Source organism: Kribbella sp. NPDC048928, from assembly GCF_043197975.1.
In the GTDB taxonomy this organism is placed as follows: Bacteria; Actinomycetota; Actinomycetes; order Propionibacteriales; family Kribbellaceae; genus Kribbella.
The window spans coordinates 51126-66050 of record NZ_JBICUC010000006.1 but is presented as its reverse complement, the minus strand read 5'-3'; the positions used below and the strand labels follow the sequence as shown (position 1 = coordinate 66050).

Annotated in this window: 14 protein-coding genes; 4 read left to right on the top strand and 10 right to left on the bottom strand. The window is 69.2% G+C overall.

What is annotated here, in order from left to right:
• The 3 genes from ACGFI6_RS25555 to ACGFI6_RS25545 are packed head-to-tail and all read right to left on the bottom strand — an operon-like array spanning position 1 to position 5062.
• Entirely contained in the window at positions 1–1269 is a 1269-nt protein-coding gene (locus ACGFI6_RS25555; protein ID WP_393122650.1) for a serine hydrolase domain-containing protein, read from the bottom strand.
• 60 nt (positions 1270–1329) lie between these two features.
• Positions 1330–4152, bottom strand: coding sequence for a DEAD/DEAH box helicase (locus ACGFI6_RS25550; protein ID WP_393122648.1), 2823 nt, complete (start codon positions 4150–4152; stop codon positions 1330–1332).
• Between the two features lie 10 nt (positions 4153–4162).
• Positions 4163–5062 carry an alpha/beta hydrolase gene (locus ACGFI6_RS25545; protein WP_393122646.1) on the bottom strand — a complete coding sequence of 300 codons (900 nt, stop codon included), beginning with the start codon at positions 5060–5062 and terminating at the stop codon, positions 4163–4165.
• 70 nt (positions 5063–5132) lie between these two features.
• On the opposite strand from ACGFI6_RS25545, the gene ACGFI6_RS25540 reads away from it, so the two are divergent.
• Entirely contained in the window at positions 5133–5603 is a 471-nt protein-coding gene (locus tag ACGFI6_RS25540) for a MarR family winged helix-turn-helix transcriptional regulator (RefSeq protein WP_393122644.1), read from the top strand.
• Positions 5604–5729: 126 nt separating this feature from the next.
• Here the strand turns inward: ACGFI6_RS25540 and ACGFI6_RS25535 are convergent, their stop codons facing one another.
• From ACGFI6_RS25535 to ACGFI6_RS25515, 5 genes are all read right to left on the bottom strand, one after another.
• The gene (locus ACGFI6_RS25535; protein ID WP_393122642.1) at positions 5730–6557 is read right to left on the bottom strand and encodes a chitosanase; all 828 of its coding nucleotides are present in this window, start codon (positions 6555–6557) and stop codon (positions 5730–5732) included.
• A 118-nt stretch (positions 6558–6675) separates the two neighbouring features.
• A complete protein-coding gene (locus ACGFI6_RS25530; RefSeq protein WP_393122640.1) occupies positions 6676–7548 on the bottom strand; it encodes a diacylglycerol/lipid kinase family protein in 873 nt (290 codons plus the stop codon).
• Between the two features lie 118 nt (positions 7549–7666).
• Positions 7667–8422, bottom strand: a complete 756-nt coding sequence (gene tatC / locus ACGFI6_RS25525; RefSeq protein ID WP_393122638.1) for a twin-arginine translocase subunit TatC — start codon at positions 8420–8422, stop codon at positions 7667–7669.
• Positions 8423–8507: 85 nt separating this feature from the next.
• Complete coding sequence (locus tag ACGFI6_RS25520) at positions 8508–8807, bottom strand: twin-arginine translocase TatA/TatE family subunit (RefSeq protein ID WP_393122637.1); 300 nt, start codon at positions 8805–8807, stop codon at positions 8508–8510.
• Positions 8808–8862: 55 nt separating this feature from the next.
• A complete protein-coding gene (locus ACGFI6_RS25515; protein ID WP_393122635.1) occupies positions 8863–9054 on the bottom strand; it encodes a hypothetical protein in 192 nt (63 codons plus the stop codon).
• 166 nt (positions 9055–9220) lie between these two features.
• On the opposite strand from ACGFI6_RS25515, the gene ACGFI6_RS25510 reads away from it, so the two are divergent.
• Positions 9221–10414, top strand: a complete 1194-nt coding sequence (locus ACGFI6_RS25510; protein WP_393122633.1) for a winged helix DNA-binding domain-containing protein — start codon at positions 9221–9223, stop codon at positions 10412–10414.
• 398 nt (positions 10415–10812) lie between these two features.
• Here ACGFI6_RS25510 and ACGFI6_RS25505 read toward each other — a convergent pair whose 3' ends face one another.
• Complete coding sequence (locus ACGFI6_RS25505) at positions 10813–11784, bottom strand: helix-turn-helix transcriptional regulator (protein ID WP_393122631.1); 972 nt, start codon at positions 11782–11784, stop codon at positions 10813–10815.
• A complete protein-coding gene (locus tag ACGFI6_RS25500; protein WP_393122629.1) occupies positions 11781–12737 on the bottom strand; it encodes a helix-turn-helix transcriptional regulator in 957 nt (318 codons plus the stop codon). The genes ACGFI6_RS25505 and ACGFI6_RS25500 overlap by 4 nt, the downstream gene beginning before the upstream one ends.
• An 87-nt stretch (positions 12738–12824) precedes the next feature.
• Between ACGFI6_RS25500 and ACGFI6_RS25495 the strand changes: the two genes are divergently transcribed.
• Together ACGFI6_RS25495 and ACGFI6_RS25490 are read left to right on the top strand one after the other, a co-directional pair.
• A complete protein-coding gene (locus ACGFI6_RS25495) occupies positions 12825–13898 on the top strand; it encodes a DUF3866 family protein (protein WP_393122627.1) in 1074 nt (357 codons plus the stop codon).
• Positions 13895–14905, top strand: coding sequence for a hypothetical protein (locus ACGFI6_RS25490; protein WP_393122625.1), 1011 nt, complete (start codon positions 13895–13897; stop codon positions 14903–14905). The genes ACGFI6_RS25495 and ACGFI6_RS25490 overlap by 4 nt, the downstream gene beginning before the upstream one ends.
• Positions 14906–14925: the final 20 nt, after the last annotated feature.

The window sequence follows — 14925 nt, the reverse complement described above, 5'->3', positions numbered from 1 at the left end:
TCAGCTGAAGTACTGCGGGAAGAGGTCGTTCGCCGGCCAGGACTTCACGCCGTTGGCGGCGGTCCACAGGGCCGCGTCGATGTCGCCGTACGACTTGCCGCTCGGGTCGTCGCGGCGGTTGAAGACGGCCGCCCAGCTCATCCCGTTGTAGGTGCGCACGATGATCGAGAAGGTGCCGGGCATGCTGCCGGTGTGCCACGTGTTGCGGCCGGTGCCGCCGGTGACCGGGCGGATCTGCCAGCCGAGGCCGTAGTACCAGCCGTCGGAGTTCACGCCGATGGACGGCTTCGCCCAGACGTGGCCGAGCGACGTGCTGTTCAGTACGCTCGACGACGCGTCGTACATCTTCGCCCAGCGCACCAGGTCCGGCGCGCTCGCGACCCAGCCGCCGTTCGCGTCCTGGATCCGCATGCTGAACGACCCGTACGGCGCGGGCACGGTCTTGCCGGACATGTCGAGCACGGTCTTGCCGGTGTACTGCGACTCGTACGACGTCTCGCCGCTGTGCTTCGCGATGCTCCAGCCGAGCGCCATCCGCTTGATCTTCAGCGGGGCGAGCAGCTTCTGCTTGACGTACTCCTCGTAGCTCAGGCCGCTGACCTTCTCGATCACGCGGCCCGCGAGGGTGTAGCCGAAGTTCGAGTAGGCGTACTTGGTGCCCGGGTTGAAGTCGAGCTTCTGACCGGCGACGTACTTGATCACGTCGGACGTGTGCAGCTCCATCGGTACGCCGAGCGTCCGGGAGATCGTGGCGTCCTTCCACTCCGGGTCGCCGGACACGTCACGGTCCCAGCCGCCGAGGTGCTGGAGCACCTTCCACAGCGTGATCTGCGACCAGCGCGGGTCCCGGGTCAGGCCGGTCGCGGGCGTGATGTCGATGATGTTCGCGACCGGCGTGGACAGGCTCACCTTGCCGTCCTGCACGAGCTTCACGATCGCGGCCGCGGTGAACGACTTCGACAGGCTCGCGATCCGGAACAGCGAGGTCGGCTGTACGGTCAGCGCGGTCGACGCACTGTAGCCGCGGGCAAGCACCAGCCGGCCCTTGTACGTCACGGCGACCTGCCCGGCGGTGATCCCGCGGGCCTGCATGTACGTCTTCATCTGGTTGTCGAACCCGGCCAGCGCCGGCACCGCCGTACCCGTCGTCTTCCAGGTGGCGGCCGCATCGGCAGGCCGCCCGATCAGATAACCGGCTCCGGTACCGGCTGCGGCGGTGGCACCAGTGGCAACCGCAAGCTTCCCGAAGTTCCGGCGCGACAGCTCCACGAACGTGTTCTCCTTCAGAGCAGGGGTTTACAACGAAGGAAGTCTGTCACCCGAAGAGGTCTACTCGACCACGGTTGCGTACGAGATCACACCGCGACGGATCTGATCGACGACAGCGCGTGCGGTCCGCCGCAATTCGCTGTCGCCGGCCGCGTCGGCGATCTGCTCGGTGAGGTCGATCAGCTGCTTCACCCACCGGACGAAATCGCCCGCGGCCAGGTCGGACTCGTACAGCACCTCGGCCAGTGAGGCGCCCGACGCCCACCGGAACGCGGGCCAGCAGAAGTTGAGATCCATCGACCGGAGGAAGTCCACGCGCATGTCCCGCTCCAGCGCGGACAGGTCCCGCCAGATCGATCCCATCCGCTCGAGGGCCTGCCGTACGTCGCCGCGCGGCAACCGCGGTGAGGTCGGCTCGTCCTTCGACCGCGACTCGTAGACCAGTGCGGCCAGGCACGACGCCAGCTCCGGCACCGTCAGGTCGTCGAAAACTCCTTGCCGCAGGCACTCGGCCGCGACCAGGTCGAGCTCGGTGTAGATCCGCGCGAGCCGGTCGCCGGCCTCGGTCGTCTTGTCGCCGTCGAGGTAGTGCAGTGCGTCCAGCACCTGGCAGACCCGGTCGAACTGGCGGGCGATCGTGTTCGTCCGCTGCTCGATCTTGCGCTGGACGTCGCGGTTCTCCCGGTCCAGCCGGAAGTAGCGCTCCGCCCAGCGCGCGTGGTCCTCGCGGTCCGAGCAGCCGTGGCACGGGTGCGCCCGCAACTGCGCCCGCATCTCCTGCAGCTCCGGATCGTCCGCGTGCGAGATCACGTCGCGGTGCCGCGACGACGGCGGCCCGTCCTCGCCCAGCAGGTCTGTCCGGTTCCGCAGCACCTGGGCCAGCTCGCGGCGCTGCTGCGGGTTGCGCGGGTTGAACTTCCGCGGGATCCGCAGCACGCCGATCGCCTCGACCGGGGTCGGGAAGTCCACCATCGACAGCTTCCGCACCTGGCGGTCCAGCGTCAGCACGGTCGGCCGCGGCCCCTCCCGCTCGGACCGCATGCCCGGGTCGAGCACCAGCGCCCAGCCCGCGCTCCGGCCGGCCGGGATCCGGATGATGTCACCAGTCTTCAGCTTCTCGATCGACTCCTGCGCCTCGACGCGGCGGTCCAGCTTGCGGCGCTTCGACCCGGAGGCCTCGCGGTCACCGATCCGGCGGCGCAGGTCGGCGTACTCGAGGAAGTCGCCGAGGTGGCAGTCGATCGACTCCTTGTACCCCTCCAGGGCCTCGGTGTTGCGCTGCACCTGCCGCGCCAGCCCGACCACGGCCTGGTCGGACTGGAACTGCGCGAACGACAGCTCGAGCATGTCCCGCGCCCGCGTCCGCCCTACCTGGCGCACCAGGTTGACGGCCATGTTGTACGACGGTGAGAACGACGACCGCAGTGGATACGTCCGCGTACTGGCCAGGCCGGCGACCTCACGCGGGTCGAACCCGGGCTGCCAGAGCACGACCGCATGCCCCTCGACGTCGATCCCGCGCCGCCCGGCACGCCCGGTGAGCTGCGTGTACTCCCCCGGGGTGATGTCGACGTGCGCCTCACCGTTCCACTTGGACAGCTTCTCCAGGACGACCGTACGGGCCGGCATGTTGATGCCCAGGGCAAGCGTCTCGGTGGCGAACACGACCTTGATCAGACCGCGCTCGAACAGCTCCTCGACGACCTCCTTGAACGCCGCGAGCATGCCGGCGTGGTGCGCCGCGATGCCCCGGCTGAGCGCCTCGGCGAAGTCGTGGTACCCGAGCACGCCGAGGTCCTCGTCCGGGAGGTCGGCCGTCCGCTCGGCGACGACGCGCTTGATCTCATCGCGCTCGGACGGCTTGGTCAGCCGCAGCCCGGACCGCAGGCACTGCACGACCGCGTCCTCACAACCCTTGCGGGAGAAGATGAAGTAGATCGCCGGCAGCAGCGCGCCCGCGTCCAGCTCCTCCACCACATCCGAGCGGTACGGCGTGAAGTGGGACTTCGCGGGCCGGTTCCTCGGCAGGTCGCGGCGCCGGCGCGGCTTGCGCGAGTCGTCGCGGAAGATCCGGTTGTCGTCGCGCGCGATCCGCACCAGCTGCGGGTTGACCAGGTCCTTCACATCGGCCTTGACCGGCTCGTTCGCCTTCGCCGGGTTGCCGGACCTGCCGGGCTTGTCGGGTGCGGCGGTCCGCGCGGTCGGCGCCTCGCCGGCGAACAGGTCGTGCAGCCGCTTGCCCACCATCACGTGCTGGAACAGCGGGACCGGCCGCTTCTCCTCCAGCACGACGACGGTGTTGCCGCGGACCGTCTCCAGCCAGTCGCCGAACTCCTCCGCGTTGCTCACGGTGGCCGACAGCGACACCACCGACACCGAGTCGGGCAGGTGGATGAGGACCTCTTCCCAGACGGCGCCGCGGGACCGGTCGGCCAGGTAGTGCACCTCGTCCATCACGACGTACGACAGGCCGAGCAGCGTCCGCGATCCCGCGTACAGCATGTTCCGCAGGACCTCGGTGGTCATCACCACGATCGGGGCCTCGGAGTTCACCGAGTTGTCGCCGGTGAGCAGGCCGACCTTGTCCGCGCCGTACCTGCTCACCAGGTCGCCGTACTTCTGGTTGCTGAGGGCCTTGATCGGCGTGGTGTAGAAGCACTTCTGCCCGCGCTCCAGCGCCAGGTGCACGGCGAACTCACCGACCAGCGTCTTGCCGGATCCGGTCGGCGCGGCGACGAGCACCTGGTGACCGTCCTCGAGGGCGGCGCAGGCGCGCAACTGGAAGTCGTCCAGCGCGAAGTCGTAGAGCGCCCGGAACTCCTGCACCGCAGGATGCTCCTGGTCCGAGCGGAAAACGGCGTACTTCTCGGACGGGGTGCTCATGGGCCCCAATCTATGCGACGACACCTACAGATTTGTCCTGGAGCCGGTTCTTGACGAACGTCGCGGCGCGATCGAGGGCTTCGTCGGCCTCGGACAGGAAGCCGGCGAAGTACTGGAACACGTGCGGCGCTCCCGCGATCACGTCGAGGCTGACGTCCACGTCCTGCTCCGCGGCCCGGGCGACCAGTCGGAGCGAGTCGTCGAGCAGGATCTCCGCCGTACCGACCTGGACGAGCAGCGGCGGCAGCCCCCTCAGGTCGCCGAAGACCGGGCTGGCCAGCTCGTTCGCGGGGTCGGCGCCGTTCAGGTACAGCTCGGCGGACTCGGCCATGTTGGCCCGGCTGAACAGCGGGTCTGCCTCATCACGGCTGTCCATGCTCGGGCTCTTGAGCGAGACATCGGTCCACGGCGACAGGAGCACCACGCCCGCCGGCTGCGCCAGCCCTTCGGCCCGCGCCGCGATCAGCGTCGCCAGCGCCAGACCGCCACCTGCGGAATCGCCCGCGATGACGACGTTCTGACCACCCTCGACCAGTTCCCGGTACGCCGCCAGCGCGTCGTGGACGCCGGCCGGGAAGGGATGCTCCGGCGCGAGCCGGTAGTCCAGCGAGATCGCCCGTACGCCGCTGCGACGGGACAAGGGCGTGGCCAAGTTGGCGCCGGTCCGGGCGGAGCCGACGACGTACGAACCGCCGTGCAGGTAGAGGATGACTCCGTCGGTAGCGGCCCCGTCGACGCGGACCTCCAGGGCCGGTACTCCGCCGAGCGTGCGCTCGACCAGTTCGACGTCGTCCCCGAGGGGGCGGCCGGCGAACAGCTCGTCGAACCCGGCCCGCTGCTCCTCCGGGGTATGCCCGAGCTCGGCCTTCTGCATCATGCCGCGGGCTGCTTCACGTTGTGCAACGCTCATCGTCTGACTCCCAGTGATAGATTCCGAGGAATATAGTTCTCTCCAACTACATTCTTAGGAATCTAATTCCGTGACTGATCTCACAGCATTGTTCACGGACCTGGTCCGGTTGGAAACGCGGCTCTACAACGCGCTGGACGCCCGACTGAAGGCCGAGCACGAGCTCCCGCTCGGGCAGTTCGAGTTCCTGCGCTTCATCTCCGCTCACGGCACAACCCGGGTCTTCGACCTGGCGCGGGAGATGGCGATCACCGTCGGAGCCACGAGCAAGGCCGTCGACCGGCTCGAGTCCGCCGGCCGCATCCGCCGTACGGCAAACCCCTCCGACCGACGCTCGTCACTCCTCGAACTCACGCCCGTAGGCGCCGACATCCTGGCCGCCGCCACGCCGACCGTCGAGGCCGAGCTGCAGATCTGGCTCGGATCGGTGCTGCCGGCCGCGGTCCTCGAGCAACTCGGCTCCACCCTCTCGATGCTCAGGCAGCGCGCCGAACTCGATCCGCGCACGGACCGCCACCACTCATCAACCAGCAACAACTGACACCGCCCACGCTCAGCGGCGACAGCGGTCGGGGCCATTACGGAGGTTGATGAGTGGCACAGGTCCACTCCGGCGTGACGCAGCCGGGCTCTCTTCCCTGGTGAGAGCCCGGCTGCGGTCCGGTGGCTAGCCGATGTGGTACGGGTCGCCGTAGACCTTCCAGTCCAGCGGGGTGTCCAGGTTGAGGTTGCCGTTGCGGAGGAAGACCCGCTGGGCAGTGTCGACCCGGCTGGTGTCGCTGTGCGCCTCTTCCTGCTTCATCGCCCAGACGCGCGCATCCAGGAACGCATTCAGCCACGCGGTCTCGTTACCACCCTGCGACGGCGGCTTCGCGTTTCCCAGCGCGCGCTTGCGGATCCCGCCGAAGCTGGTCGAGTCGCTCCCGGGGCCGTGCATCACGATCGCGTCGTAGTAGCAGAACTGGCCGAGCGTACGGACACCGTCCGACTTGCCCTGCGCCACCGCGGGGTTGAAGTACACCCGGTCGCGCTCGTCGTTCTGGCACTGCTGGAACACGGAATCGCCGGCCGCGGTCCTCCAGTCCCTGGTGTAGTTCGGGTCGAGGCCGTCGTGCGAGTCGCTCCCGTCCACGTCGCGCAGGACCGGCAGGTACTTCTCCAGTACGTTGCCCGACTTCCGGTCGGCGTACAGCTCGACCAGCTCGAGCATGTCGCCGGTCCCCGAGCAGAACCCGATGATGCCCGCGGTGTAGCCGCGACCGTCGCCGATGTCCTCGATGTACTTGTACTGCGCCTTCCAGTCCAGCGACGAGTTCTCTGCGCTGCAGACGATCTGCATCGCGATCTCCTTCTTCGCGGGATCGTCGAGGCCGGTCGCGCGCACCGCGGCATCGGCCGGCGATGCGAAGCGGGAGGCAGTGAACCCGGCGGCCGGGACGGCAGCCAGGGACAGACCGAGCAGCAGCGCGGTCCGGCGGGTGGGGCGGTTCTCCATGAGGTCCTCCGAGGGGCGTCCGAGGAAATAAACTGTTAGGAAGCTTTCCTATCAGATCTCGGGCAGTGAGGAAACACCCCGGAGCTCAAAGATTTCGTCTCGGTCCGCGCCGTCCGGTTCAGTGGAAGACGGTCAAGGCGCCCGGTGCGATACCGATATCGACCGGCAGCAGCCCGAGCGGCTCACCGTCGGCGTACGCCGTGATGCCCGGCGACTCGATCCGTACCGAACGGCCGCGCAGCATCCGGACGGCGGGATGGCCGACATGGGTGCCCTTGGACAGCTTCGGGAACATCTGCAGCAGCGTCAGCCGGGAGACCGGCTCGATGATCGTCACATCCAGCAGCCCGTCGTCGAGCACGGCCTCGGCGCAGATCTGCAGTCCCCCGCCGTACGTAGGCCCGGTACCGACCGCGACCAGCATCGCCGGCGTCTCGATCGGATCGCCGTCGACGGTCACGACGTACTCCAGCGGCTTGAACGTCCGGAGCTCGGCGAACGTCGCGACCGTGTAGCGCGCGTTGCCCTTCGGCCACGTCATCGCGTTGGCGCGCTTGTTCACCAAGGAGTCGAAGCCGCCGGCGACGACCGTGGTGATGAACTCGTCCTTGGACACCGCGAGGTCGATGGCGCGGGTCCGGCCCGCGATCACCAGATCGGCCGCGGCGCCCGGGTCCTTCAGCGGTACGCCGAGGCCGCGGGCGAAGTCGTTCCCGGTACCGGCCGGGATGATGCCGAACGGCATCCCGGAGTTGGCCAGCACCTGCGCACCGAGGTGGACCGTACCGTCACCGCCGATCAGGGCGACCGCGTCCGCGCCGGAGGCGACCACCTCGGCGGAGATCCGCCCGACATCCTCGGCACACGTGGTGGTGTGCACGTCGACACTCAGCCCCGCGCCGGCGAGCCGCTCGCGGACCGCCGGGGCGATCCGGGCACCACGTCCTCGACCGCTGGTGGGATTCACCACCAGCGCGATCCGCCTGGTCATGGCGCCTCCCGGCCTGGACTGAGGAGCGCAGGGAGCGAAGCGACCGGAGCGACGAGGGAAGGCCGGGAGGCACAGCGCCATGACCCGCCGCGACGGAGTCGCGGCCATGACACAGTCATCAGTCGGCCAGCAACGCGTCGCTACGGGCCTTGCGGCGCTTGTCGTTGATCCGGGCGATGACCTCGGAGGCGAAGAACAGTACGCACATCGGGAGCGCCAGCAGACACATCGTGAACGGGTCGCCGGACGGGGTCGCGACGGCGGCGAACACGAAGATCACCAAGATGATGTACGGCCGGAACTTGGACAGCGCACTGGCCGGCACCACACCGACCATGTTCAGCAGGACGACGACCAGCGGGATCAGGAACGCGATCCCGAACACGAGCAGCGTCCGGATCACGAAGTCGAGGTACTTGCCGAGCTCGATCAGGTTCTGCACCTGGTCCGGGGTGAAGCCGAGCAGGATGTTGATGCCCTTCGGCAGCGTCCAGTAGCCGAGCAGGATGCCGGTCGCGAACAGCGGCGCGGCGATCGCGGCGAACAGGTACGCCCATTTCTTCTCGCTGCGGTGCAGGCCGGGCGCGATGAACGCCCACAGCTGGAACAGCCAGATCGGCCCGGCCACGATCAGGCCGAGCAGCGCCGACACCTTGATCCGGAACGTCAGCGGGTCGCCGACGCCCTGGAAGGTCAGCTGGGGCTTCAGGCCGCGCTTCTCCGCGAACGGCCTGACGGCCTCCTCGAACGGGTGCTTCAGGATCTCCAGCGCGTGGTAGTAGATGAACCACGCGGCAACCGTGCACACCACGATCGCGAGCACGCTGATGAGCAGCCGGTTCCGGAGCTCGACAATGTGCTCGCGCAGGGTCATCCGACCCTCTGGGTCTTTCGGGTGGCGGTCTTCCTTGTCCTTACGCCGCCCGAACTTCACCATCGACACAGGTGGGGCGTTCTGTTCAGTTCGCCGTGTGCGTCGGCGGCAGGCCGTCGCCCGGCGCCTGGCCGTTCGCCTGGTTCGGCTGTGCCTGGGCCTGGGCCTGCTGCTGGACCGGCTGCTGCGCCGGCGGCTGCGAGGCCTCTTCGGTCAGCTCGCCGTCCTTCTTCTTCGGGCCGACCTCCTCTTCCCAGATCTTCTTCGACTTGCCGAGTTGCTTGACCAGCGCCGGCAGCTTGGCCGAACCGAACAGCAGCACGACGATCGCGAGAATGACGAGCCACTCCGCGCCTTGGGGCATACCGATGAGCGGTGCTGCCATGTCGATCTCCCTTTCACATCAACTCGGGACTCGAGCCTGAGTTCGTGGCCGAATACTACGCCGGAGCGTGCGCGTCCTCACGGGTCTGTCCAGACCCGGCCTCGGACTGCGCGGCATCCAGCTTGGACTGGGCGGCGACCAACTCACGCGTCAGTGCCTTGCCCTGGCGCCAGAGCTTCATCGCGAGCAGGGCGAGGACGATCGTCCACACCACCACCACGCCGACGAAGAGCAGCAACCAGTACATAACCAGGAGCCTAGCCGGTCCGGGCCCCCGAGCCACGACCCGCGGTGCGTCTCGGCGGGCAACGGTGTCGGAACGTGATGGTAAAAACTGGTGTCCCACCGGGTGGCACGGCGGGGACCGGCAGCCGGTCGTGGCCGGTTCCGGACAGATTGCGACAGGAGCACGGATGATGCGGATCGGTGCAGCGGAGCGGCGGGCCCGGCTCGGGCGGCGGCACCGGCTCGGTACGGGCTGCCAGGCGGCGGGCCCGGTCGATGCGGCCGCGTCGATGGTGGCGCTGCACGCGACCGATCCGGCCACCGTGCACCTGAGTGTGGCCGCGCGGGTGCCAGGCAGTGAGATCACCACTACAGAGCGTGCGTTGTATGACGATCGGACACTGATCCGGATGCTGGGCATGCGCCGTACGGTGTTCGTCGTACCGACGCCGTTCGCACCGGTTGTTCAGGCCGCGTGCACCGATGACATCGCGGTGAAGCAGCGGAAGCTGCTGGTCAAGCACCTGGCCGACGCCGGCGTCGGGGAGGACGCAGAGGCGTGCGGGCAGTGGCTGGCGGCGGTCGAGGAGTCCACGGCGACCGCCCTGGCGCTGCGAGGGTCGGCTACGGCGCAGGAGCTGTCTGCAGACGAGCCGCGGCTGCGGACGCGGCTGAACATGGCCACTGGGAAGGCGTACGCAGCCCAGCCGTACGTAACGAGCCGCGTGCTGTTCCAACTGTCTGCCGAGGGCCGGATCGTCCGGGGGCGCCCGCTGGGCACCTGGCTGAGCGGCCAGCACCAGTGGTCACCTTCTGTGGACTGGCTGCCCGGCGGGCTCGGTGACAAGCCCACAGCAGAGGAGGCGCGGGTGACACTCGCGCGGGCGTGGCTGTCCTCGTTCGGTCCTGGCACGACGGCTGACCTGCAGTGGTACGCCGGATGGACGCTGGGCCAGACACGTAAGGCGCTGGCGGCTGTCGAGGCCGTCGAGGTGGACCTGGACGACGGTCAGACCGGGTACGTGCTCCCCGGCGACGAGGCCCCGGAGGCCCCGGCCGACCCGTGGGTCGCCTTCCTGCCCGGGCTCGACCCGACGCCGATGGGCTGGAAGCAGCGCGACTGGTTCCTCGGACCGCACAAGTCCAAGCTCTTCGACACCACCGGCAACATCGGCCCGACCATCTGGTCCGACGGCCGCATCGTCGGCGGCTGGGGCCAGCCCGAGTCCGGCGAGGTCCGCTACCAACTCCTGGAAGACGTCGGCACCGAAACCACCACCCACATCGAAGCCGAAGCCGCCCGCTGGACCACCTGGCTCTCCGGCGTCCGAGTAACCCCCCGCTTCCGCTCCCCCCTCGAAAAACACCTCAGCCAGAGCTGACCCACCACCCCCACCTCGCGCCACCCTCAACCCGAGGGGATATCCACCTCTTCTGAAGCCCATGTGGGCGCACGCCTGCCGGCCCTCCCCCCTGCCGACCCGCCTGTCCGCGTGCTGCCTCACCTTTCGCCGAGTCGTGGATCGTGGCGGCGAAATGCGGGCCGATTGCAGCCTCGATCCACGACTCGGCGATCCGGGGTCCAGCCAAACGCCACGACTCGGCGCAATGGGGAGAGGGACGGGCGCCGCACCCACGGATCAGTCAGAAGAGCCGGATATCCACTCGTGTTGTGGGTTCGCCCCTCTAAGACCGCCAGAGAACCCGGTACACCGAGGGTTATCCCCTCGTCCGCGATGTGCGTCACCTGACCCGGGCCGGGGTGGCGGCGGGGTGGGGGCTAGACGTCGTAGGCGGAGAGGGCTTCTCGGGCTGTGGCGGCTATTTGGGTGGTGAGGTTGGGTGGGTCCAGGACTGTGGCGGCGCCGCCGAGGCGGAGGACGAGGCGTTGGAGCCAGTTGGTGTCGGCGACGCGGAGTTTGACGATCAGGGAGTTCTCCGGGCCCTCTTCGACGGACTCGTTCGGGTAGTACTCGGCGACCCAGCGGGCTGGTGGTGCGAGCCGGACCGTGGCCAGCAGGTCCTGCTCGGACGGCTGGAACATGCCGTTCGAGAGGTCGCGCGGGGTCGCTTCGGGCGGCGGCTCGCTCGGCAGGTCGAGGAGCTTCACGCCGGCGATCCGGTCGAGCCGGAAGAGCCGGACGTCCTCGGCCAGCCGGCACCACGCCTCGAGGTAGGTACGGCCCTCCGAGACCACGAGCCGCATCGGATCCACGTCGCGCTCGGTGGTCTCGTCGCGGGACGGTACGTCGTACGTCAGGTGCAGCCGTTGCTTGGTCGCCAGGCCACGGTTCACGATCTCGGCGATCTCGGGCGCAGCCGGCTCCACGTGGACGTGCGCCGCAGCGCCTTCGCTCGCCGCCGCGGCCTCGCCGGCCGCCCGCTCGAGCTTCGCGATCGCGCGGTCGACGGCATCCCGGTCCGTGCCGGCCGTCACCTCGCGCAGCGTCCGGAGCGCGGTCAGCAGCGCGAGCGCCTCGGCCGCGGCCAGCCGCAGCGGGCGTGCGAGGTAGTCGGCGTTGTTGATGTGGATGACGCCGTCGCCCTCGGCCGCCTCGATGTCGATCTCGATCAGGTCGCCCATCTGCGCGCCGGGAAGGCCGCAGAACCACAGCACCTTCAGGTCCGCGATGATCTGCTTCGGCCGGACGCCGAACTCCTTGGCGACGTCGTCGACGCGGGCGCCGTCGTTCTCCCGCAGGTACGGCACGAGTGCAAGTAGCCGCTGCACCTGGTCACGCGCGTTGCTCATGCCCCGGCCACCGTTCGCAGTCGCCAGAGGACGCCGTCCAGCACGTCTCCAGGCCCTTCGACGACGGCGTCCGTGCCGTACGACGCGATCTCCTCGGCCAGGACGGACGAGTCGGCGTACGGGACGTGCAGCAGGTCCCAGCCGTCCTCGTACGGCTCGATGGCGTTCGCGCGGCGGCGCAGGCTGACGCACGAACCGGTCCGTGCCCGGACCTTTGCCTCGGACGTCGGCCGCGGCGGGGCCAGCTCGGTCACCAGCGAGCGCAGGTCGGTGCCCTCCGGCACGGTGAACGCGCCCGGCTCCCCGACAGTCTTGACGGCTCCGCCGATCCGCGACAGCCGGAACATCCGGGTCGCCTCACGGTCCCGGTCGCGGCCGACGACGTACCAGCGGCCGTGCCAGGAGACGATCCCCCAGGGCTCCAGCGTCCGCGTGGTCGGCTCGGAGGCCCCACTGCGCCGGTGCTCGAACCGGACCACCTGCCGCGCCACCACGGCGGACCACAGCGGATCGAACGCCGGCTCGGACGCGCCGACGTGCGGCTCGATCGCGCTCAGCGCCGACTGGTCGGTCTGGATCCCGGCCGCCTTCAGCTTCAGCACCGCGGACGTGGTTGCCTCGGACAGGCCGGCGTGCTGCCACACGCGAGCGGCTACGCCCAGTACGGCGGCCTCGTCGGGCTCCAACTGGACCTCGGGGAGCTCGAACACGTCGCGACGGATCCGGTACCCGACGTCGTCGGAGAAGAACTTGTCGATGGTGCCCATCTCGATCGGGATGCCGAGATCGCGCAGCTCGTCCTTGTCCCGCTCGAACATCTTCTCGAACGCGTCGTCGGTCTGCCCCGCGTAGCCCTCGACGACCTCGCGGATCCGCTCCTTGGTCACGTAGGTGCGCGCGACCAGCAGACAGATGACTACGTTGAGCAGCCGCTCACTCTTCCGCGCCGACACCCGACCACCTTACGGCCTCCCGGCGTCCAAAACCCGCCTTTCCGCATCGAAACTTCGAACACCGGTTCGACACGCTAAGGTCGCTTCGTGATTCGCTGGCGGGACGGTGTGGTGGCTCAGGTCGGGCGGAGCTGGGCCGGGGCGGTGGAGCTGACCGTGACGGTCGGCGCACAGTCTGTGCGCGCTCTCGCCTACCCGGACCTGGTCGGTACGCCGGTGGCCGGCGACCGCGTGCTGCTGAACGTGGGCGCGCTGGATCGCGGTCTCGGGACAGGTGGGTACGCCCTGGTTGTTGCCGTACCGGACCGGCTGCCTGAGGACCCACCGGAGCGCGGGCACCTGGTGAAGGCGCGCTACACGCCATTGCAGGCGATGGTGCTGGGTGCTGACGAGCAGGACTCCCCCGACCACGACGTGCTGCGAGATGCTGACGACCTCTTCGGTACGCCTGTTGTTGTCGCAGACCTGCACTCCGCACTGCCTGCTGTGCTGGCCGGCGTCTACGAGGCCCGCCCGAACACACGGGTCGTCTACGTGATGACAGACGGCGGGGCGCTCCCGCTGGCGTTCTCCCGGAGCGTCGCGAGCCTGCGGGACGCCGGGTGGCTCAGTGGAACCGTCACAGTCGGCCAGGCGTACGGGGGCGACCGTGAGGCTGTCACGGTGCACACAGGTCTGCTGACTGCCGTACAGGTCCTGTCTGCCGAGTTGGTCGTCATCACGCAGGGCCCGGGCAACCTGGGGACGGGTACGCGCTGGGGCTTCTCCGGCGTGCAGTCCGGTGAGGCGGTCAACGCCATCGGGACGCTGGGCGGCCGTGCTGTCGCCTCACTGCGGATCTCCGAGGCTGACCCGCGGCCACGCCACCGTGGCATCTCCCACCACAGCCTGACCGCGTACGGCCGCGTAGCGCTCCAACGGGCCGATGTCGTCGTACCGGATCTGGCCGGTGACTTCGGCGACGCCGTACGCGATGCGGCCGAGCCACTGAAGGCACGGCACCACGTGGTCCGTGTAGGCGTCGAAGGACTGTACGAGGCGCTGCAGGCGGGTCCGGTGAGGTTGTCGACCATGGGCCGCAGCCTGGACGAGGACCGCGCCTACTTCGAGGCCGCAGCCGCGGCAGGCCGGCACGCGGCCGGATTGGTGGACGTACCGTGATCATCACCGCAGCGAGCTTCCCGACCCCGGAGCTGATCAAGACCACCAACAATCCGGGGCTGTGGGACCAGCAGGACGGGTTCGCCAGGTTCCAGGCCGCGGCGGCCAACGACTCGCTCGCCTGGCTCGACGAGCGCCTCGACGCCGCGACGACGAACACCGAGCGGTCGGCGGCCTTCGTCCAGCTGTACCGGAACCTGGCCGAGTGGCGGTACCAGCTGGGGCAGCGGGAAGAGGGCCGCAGCCCGAACGCCGACGTCGAGCAGTACCACCGGCCGATCCCGGCCGACGGCCCGATGGTCGGCGTCTACGGTGCCGGATGGCGCAGCGAGGGCGGGGTCCGGATCGACTACGCCGCCAACAGGCTCGTCGGCGGATCTGAGACGCCGGGGAGCCGGATGTCGGACCGGCTCGGCGAGATCATCCAGAGCCGGTTCGACGCCGAAGCCCCGGACAGCGACGTGCTGCAGAACCGGGTCGCCCTGCCGGACGGCCGATCGATCAACGGCAACCTCCTGATGCGCGGCGAGGCCGCATCGAGCGCTCGAGGCATGCCGTTCACGCTCGAAGGGCTCTACGCCACCCGGACCGGCGCGCAGGACGACCGGCGCGCCCTGCAGCAGGAGGCATTCGCCCTGCTGTCGGGGCTCGAGGAGCGGCGCGCGGCCGGGCAGGCACCCGACGCGGGCGCGCGGCGCGAGTTCGGCCAGGCGGCGTACTTCCTGTACCAGGGTCCTGAGTACGAACGCGGTGGCGACGCGATGATCCGCACGCTGCTGGTGACCGCGCACGCCCGGGTGTTCGACGAGGCGCTGCGGATCCCGCAGGACGTCGACGTGATGGCGCACACCATGAACCAGCAGGCGTACGCCGAGCACTTCGAACGCACCCGCTCGACCGTGTCCGGACAGACGCCGGCCGCCGACGAGCAGCACGCGGCCGCTGACGAGCAGCAGGCGGCGGCGGTCCGGCCGCCGGAGCGGACGAACAGCCTCGATCGCGGCTGAGCGGTGGTTCCAGGTCTACC

Bases quoted from the DNA above. Each gene is read 5' to 3' on its own strand.
- ACGFI6_RS25530 (WP_393122640.1), bottom strand. From the start codon at position 7,548: ATGACCAGGCGGATCGCGCTGGTGGTGAATCCCACCAGCGGTCGAGGA.
- ACGFI6_RS25545 (WP_393122646.1), bottom strand. From the start codon at position 5,062: ATGAGCGTTGCACAACGTGAAGCAGCCCGCGGCATGATGCAGAAGGCC.
- tatC (WP_393122638.1), bottom strand. From the start codon at position 8,422: ATGACCCTGCGCGAGCACATTGTCGAGCTCCGGAACCGGCTGCTCATC.
- ACGFI6_RS25535 (WP_393122642.1), bottom strand. From the start codon at position 6,557: ATGGAGAACCGCCCCACCCGCCGGACCGCGCTGCTGCTCGGTCTGTCC.
- ACGFI6_RS25505 (WP_393122631.1), bottom strand. From the start codon at position 11,784: ATGAGCAACGCGCGTGACCAGGTGCAGCGGCTACTTGCACTCGTGCCG.
- ACGFI6_RS25515 (WP_393122635.1), bottom strand. From the start codon at position 9,054: ATGTACTGGTTGCTGCTCTTCGTCGGCGTGGTGGTGGTGTGGACGATC.
- ACGFI6_RS25520 (WP_393122637.1), bottom strand. From the start codon at position 8,807: ATGGCAGCACCGCTCATCGGTATGCCCCAAGGCGCGGAGTGGCTCGTC.
- ACGFI6_RS25510 (WP_393122633.1), top strand. From the start codon at position 9,221: ATGATGCGGATCGGTGCAGCGGAGCGGCGGGCCCGGCTCGGGCGGCGG.
- ACGFI6_RS25550 (WP_393122648.1), bottom strand. From the start codon at position 4,152: ATGAGCACCCCGTCCGAGAAGTACGCCGTTTTCCGCTCGGACCAGGAG.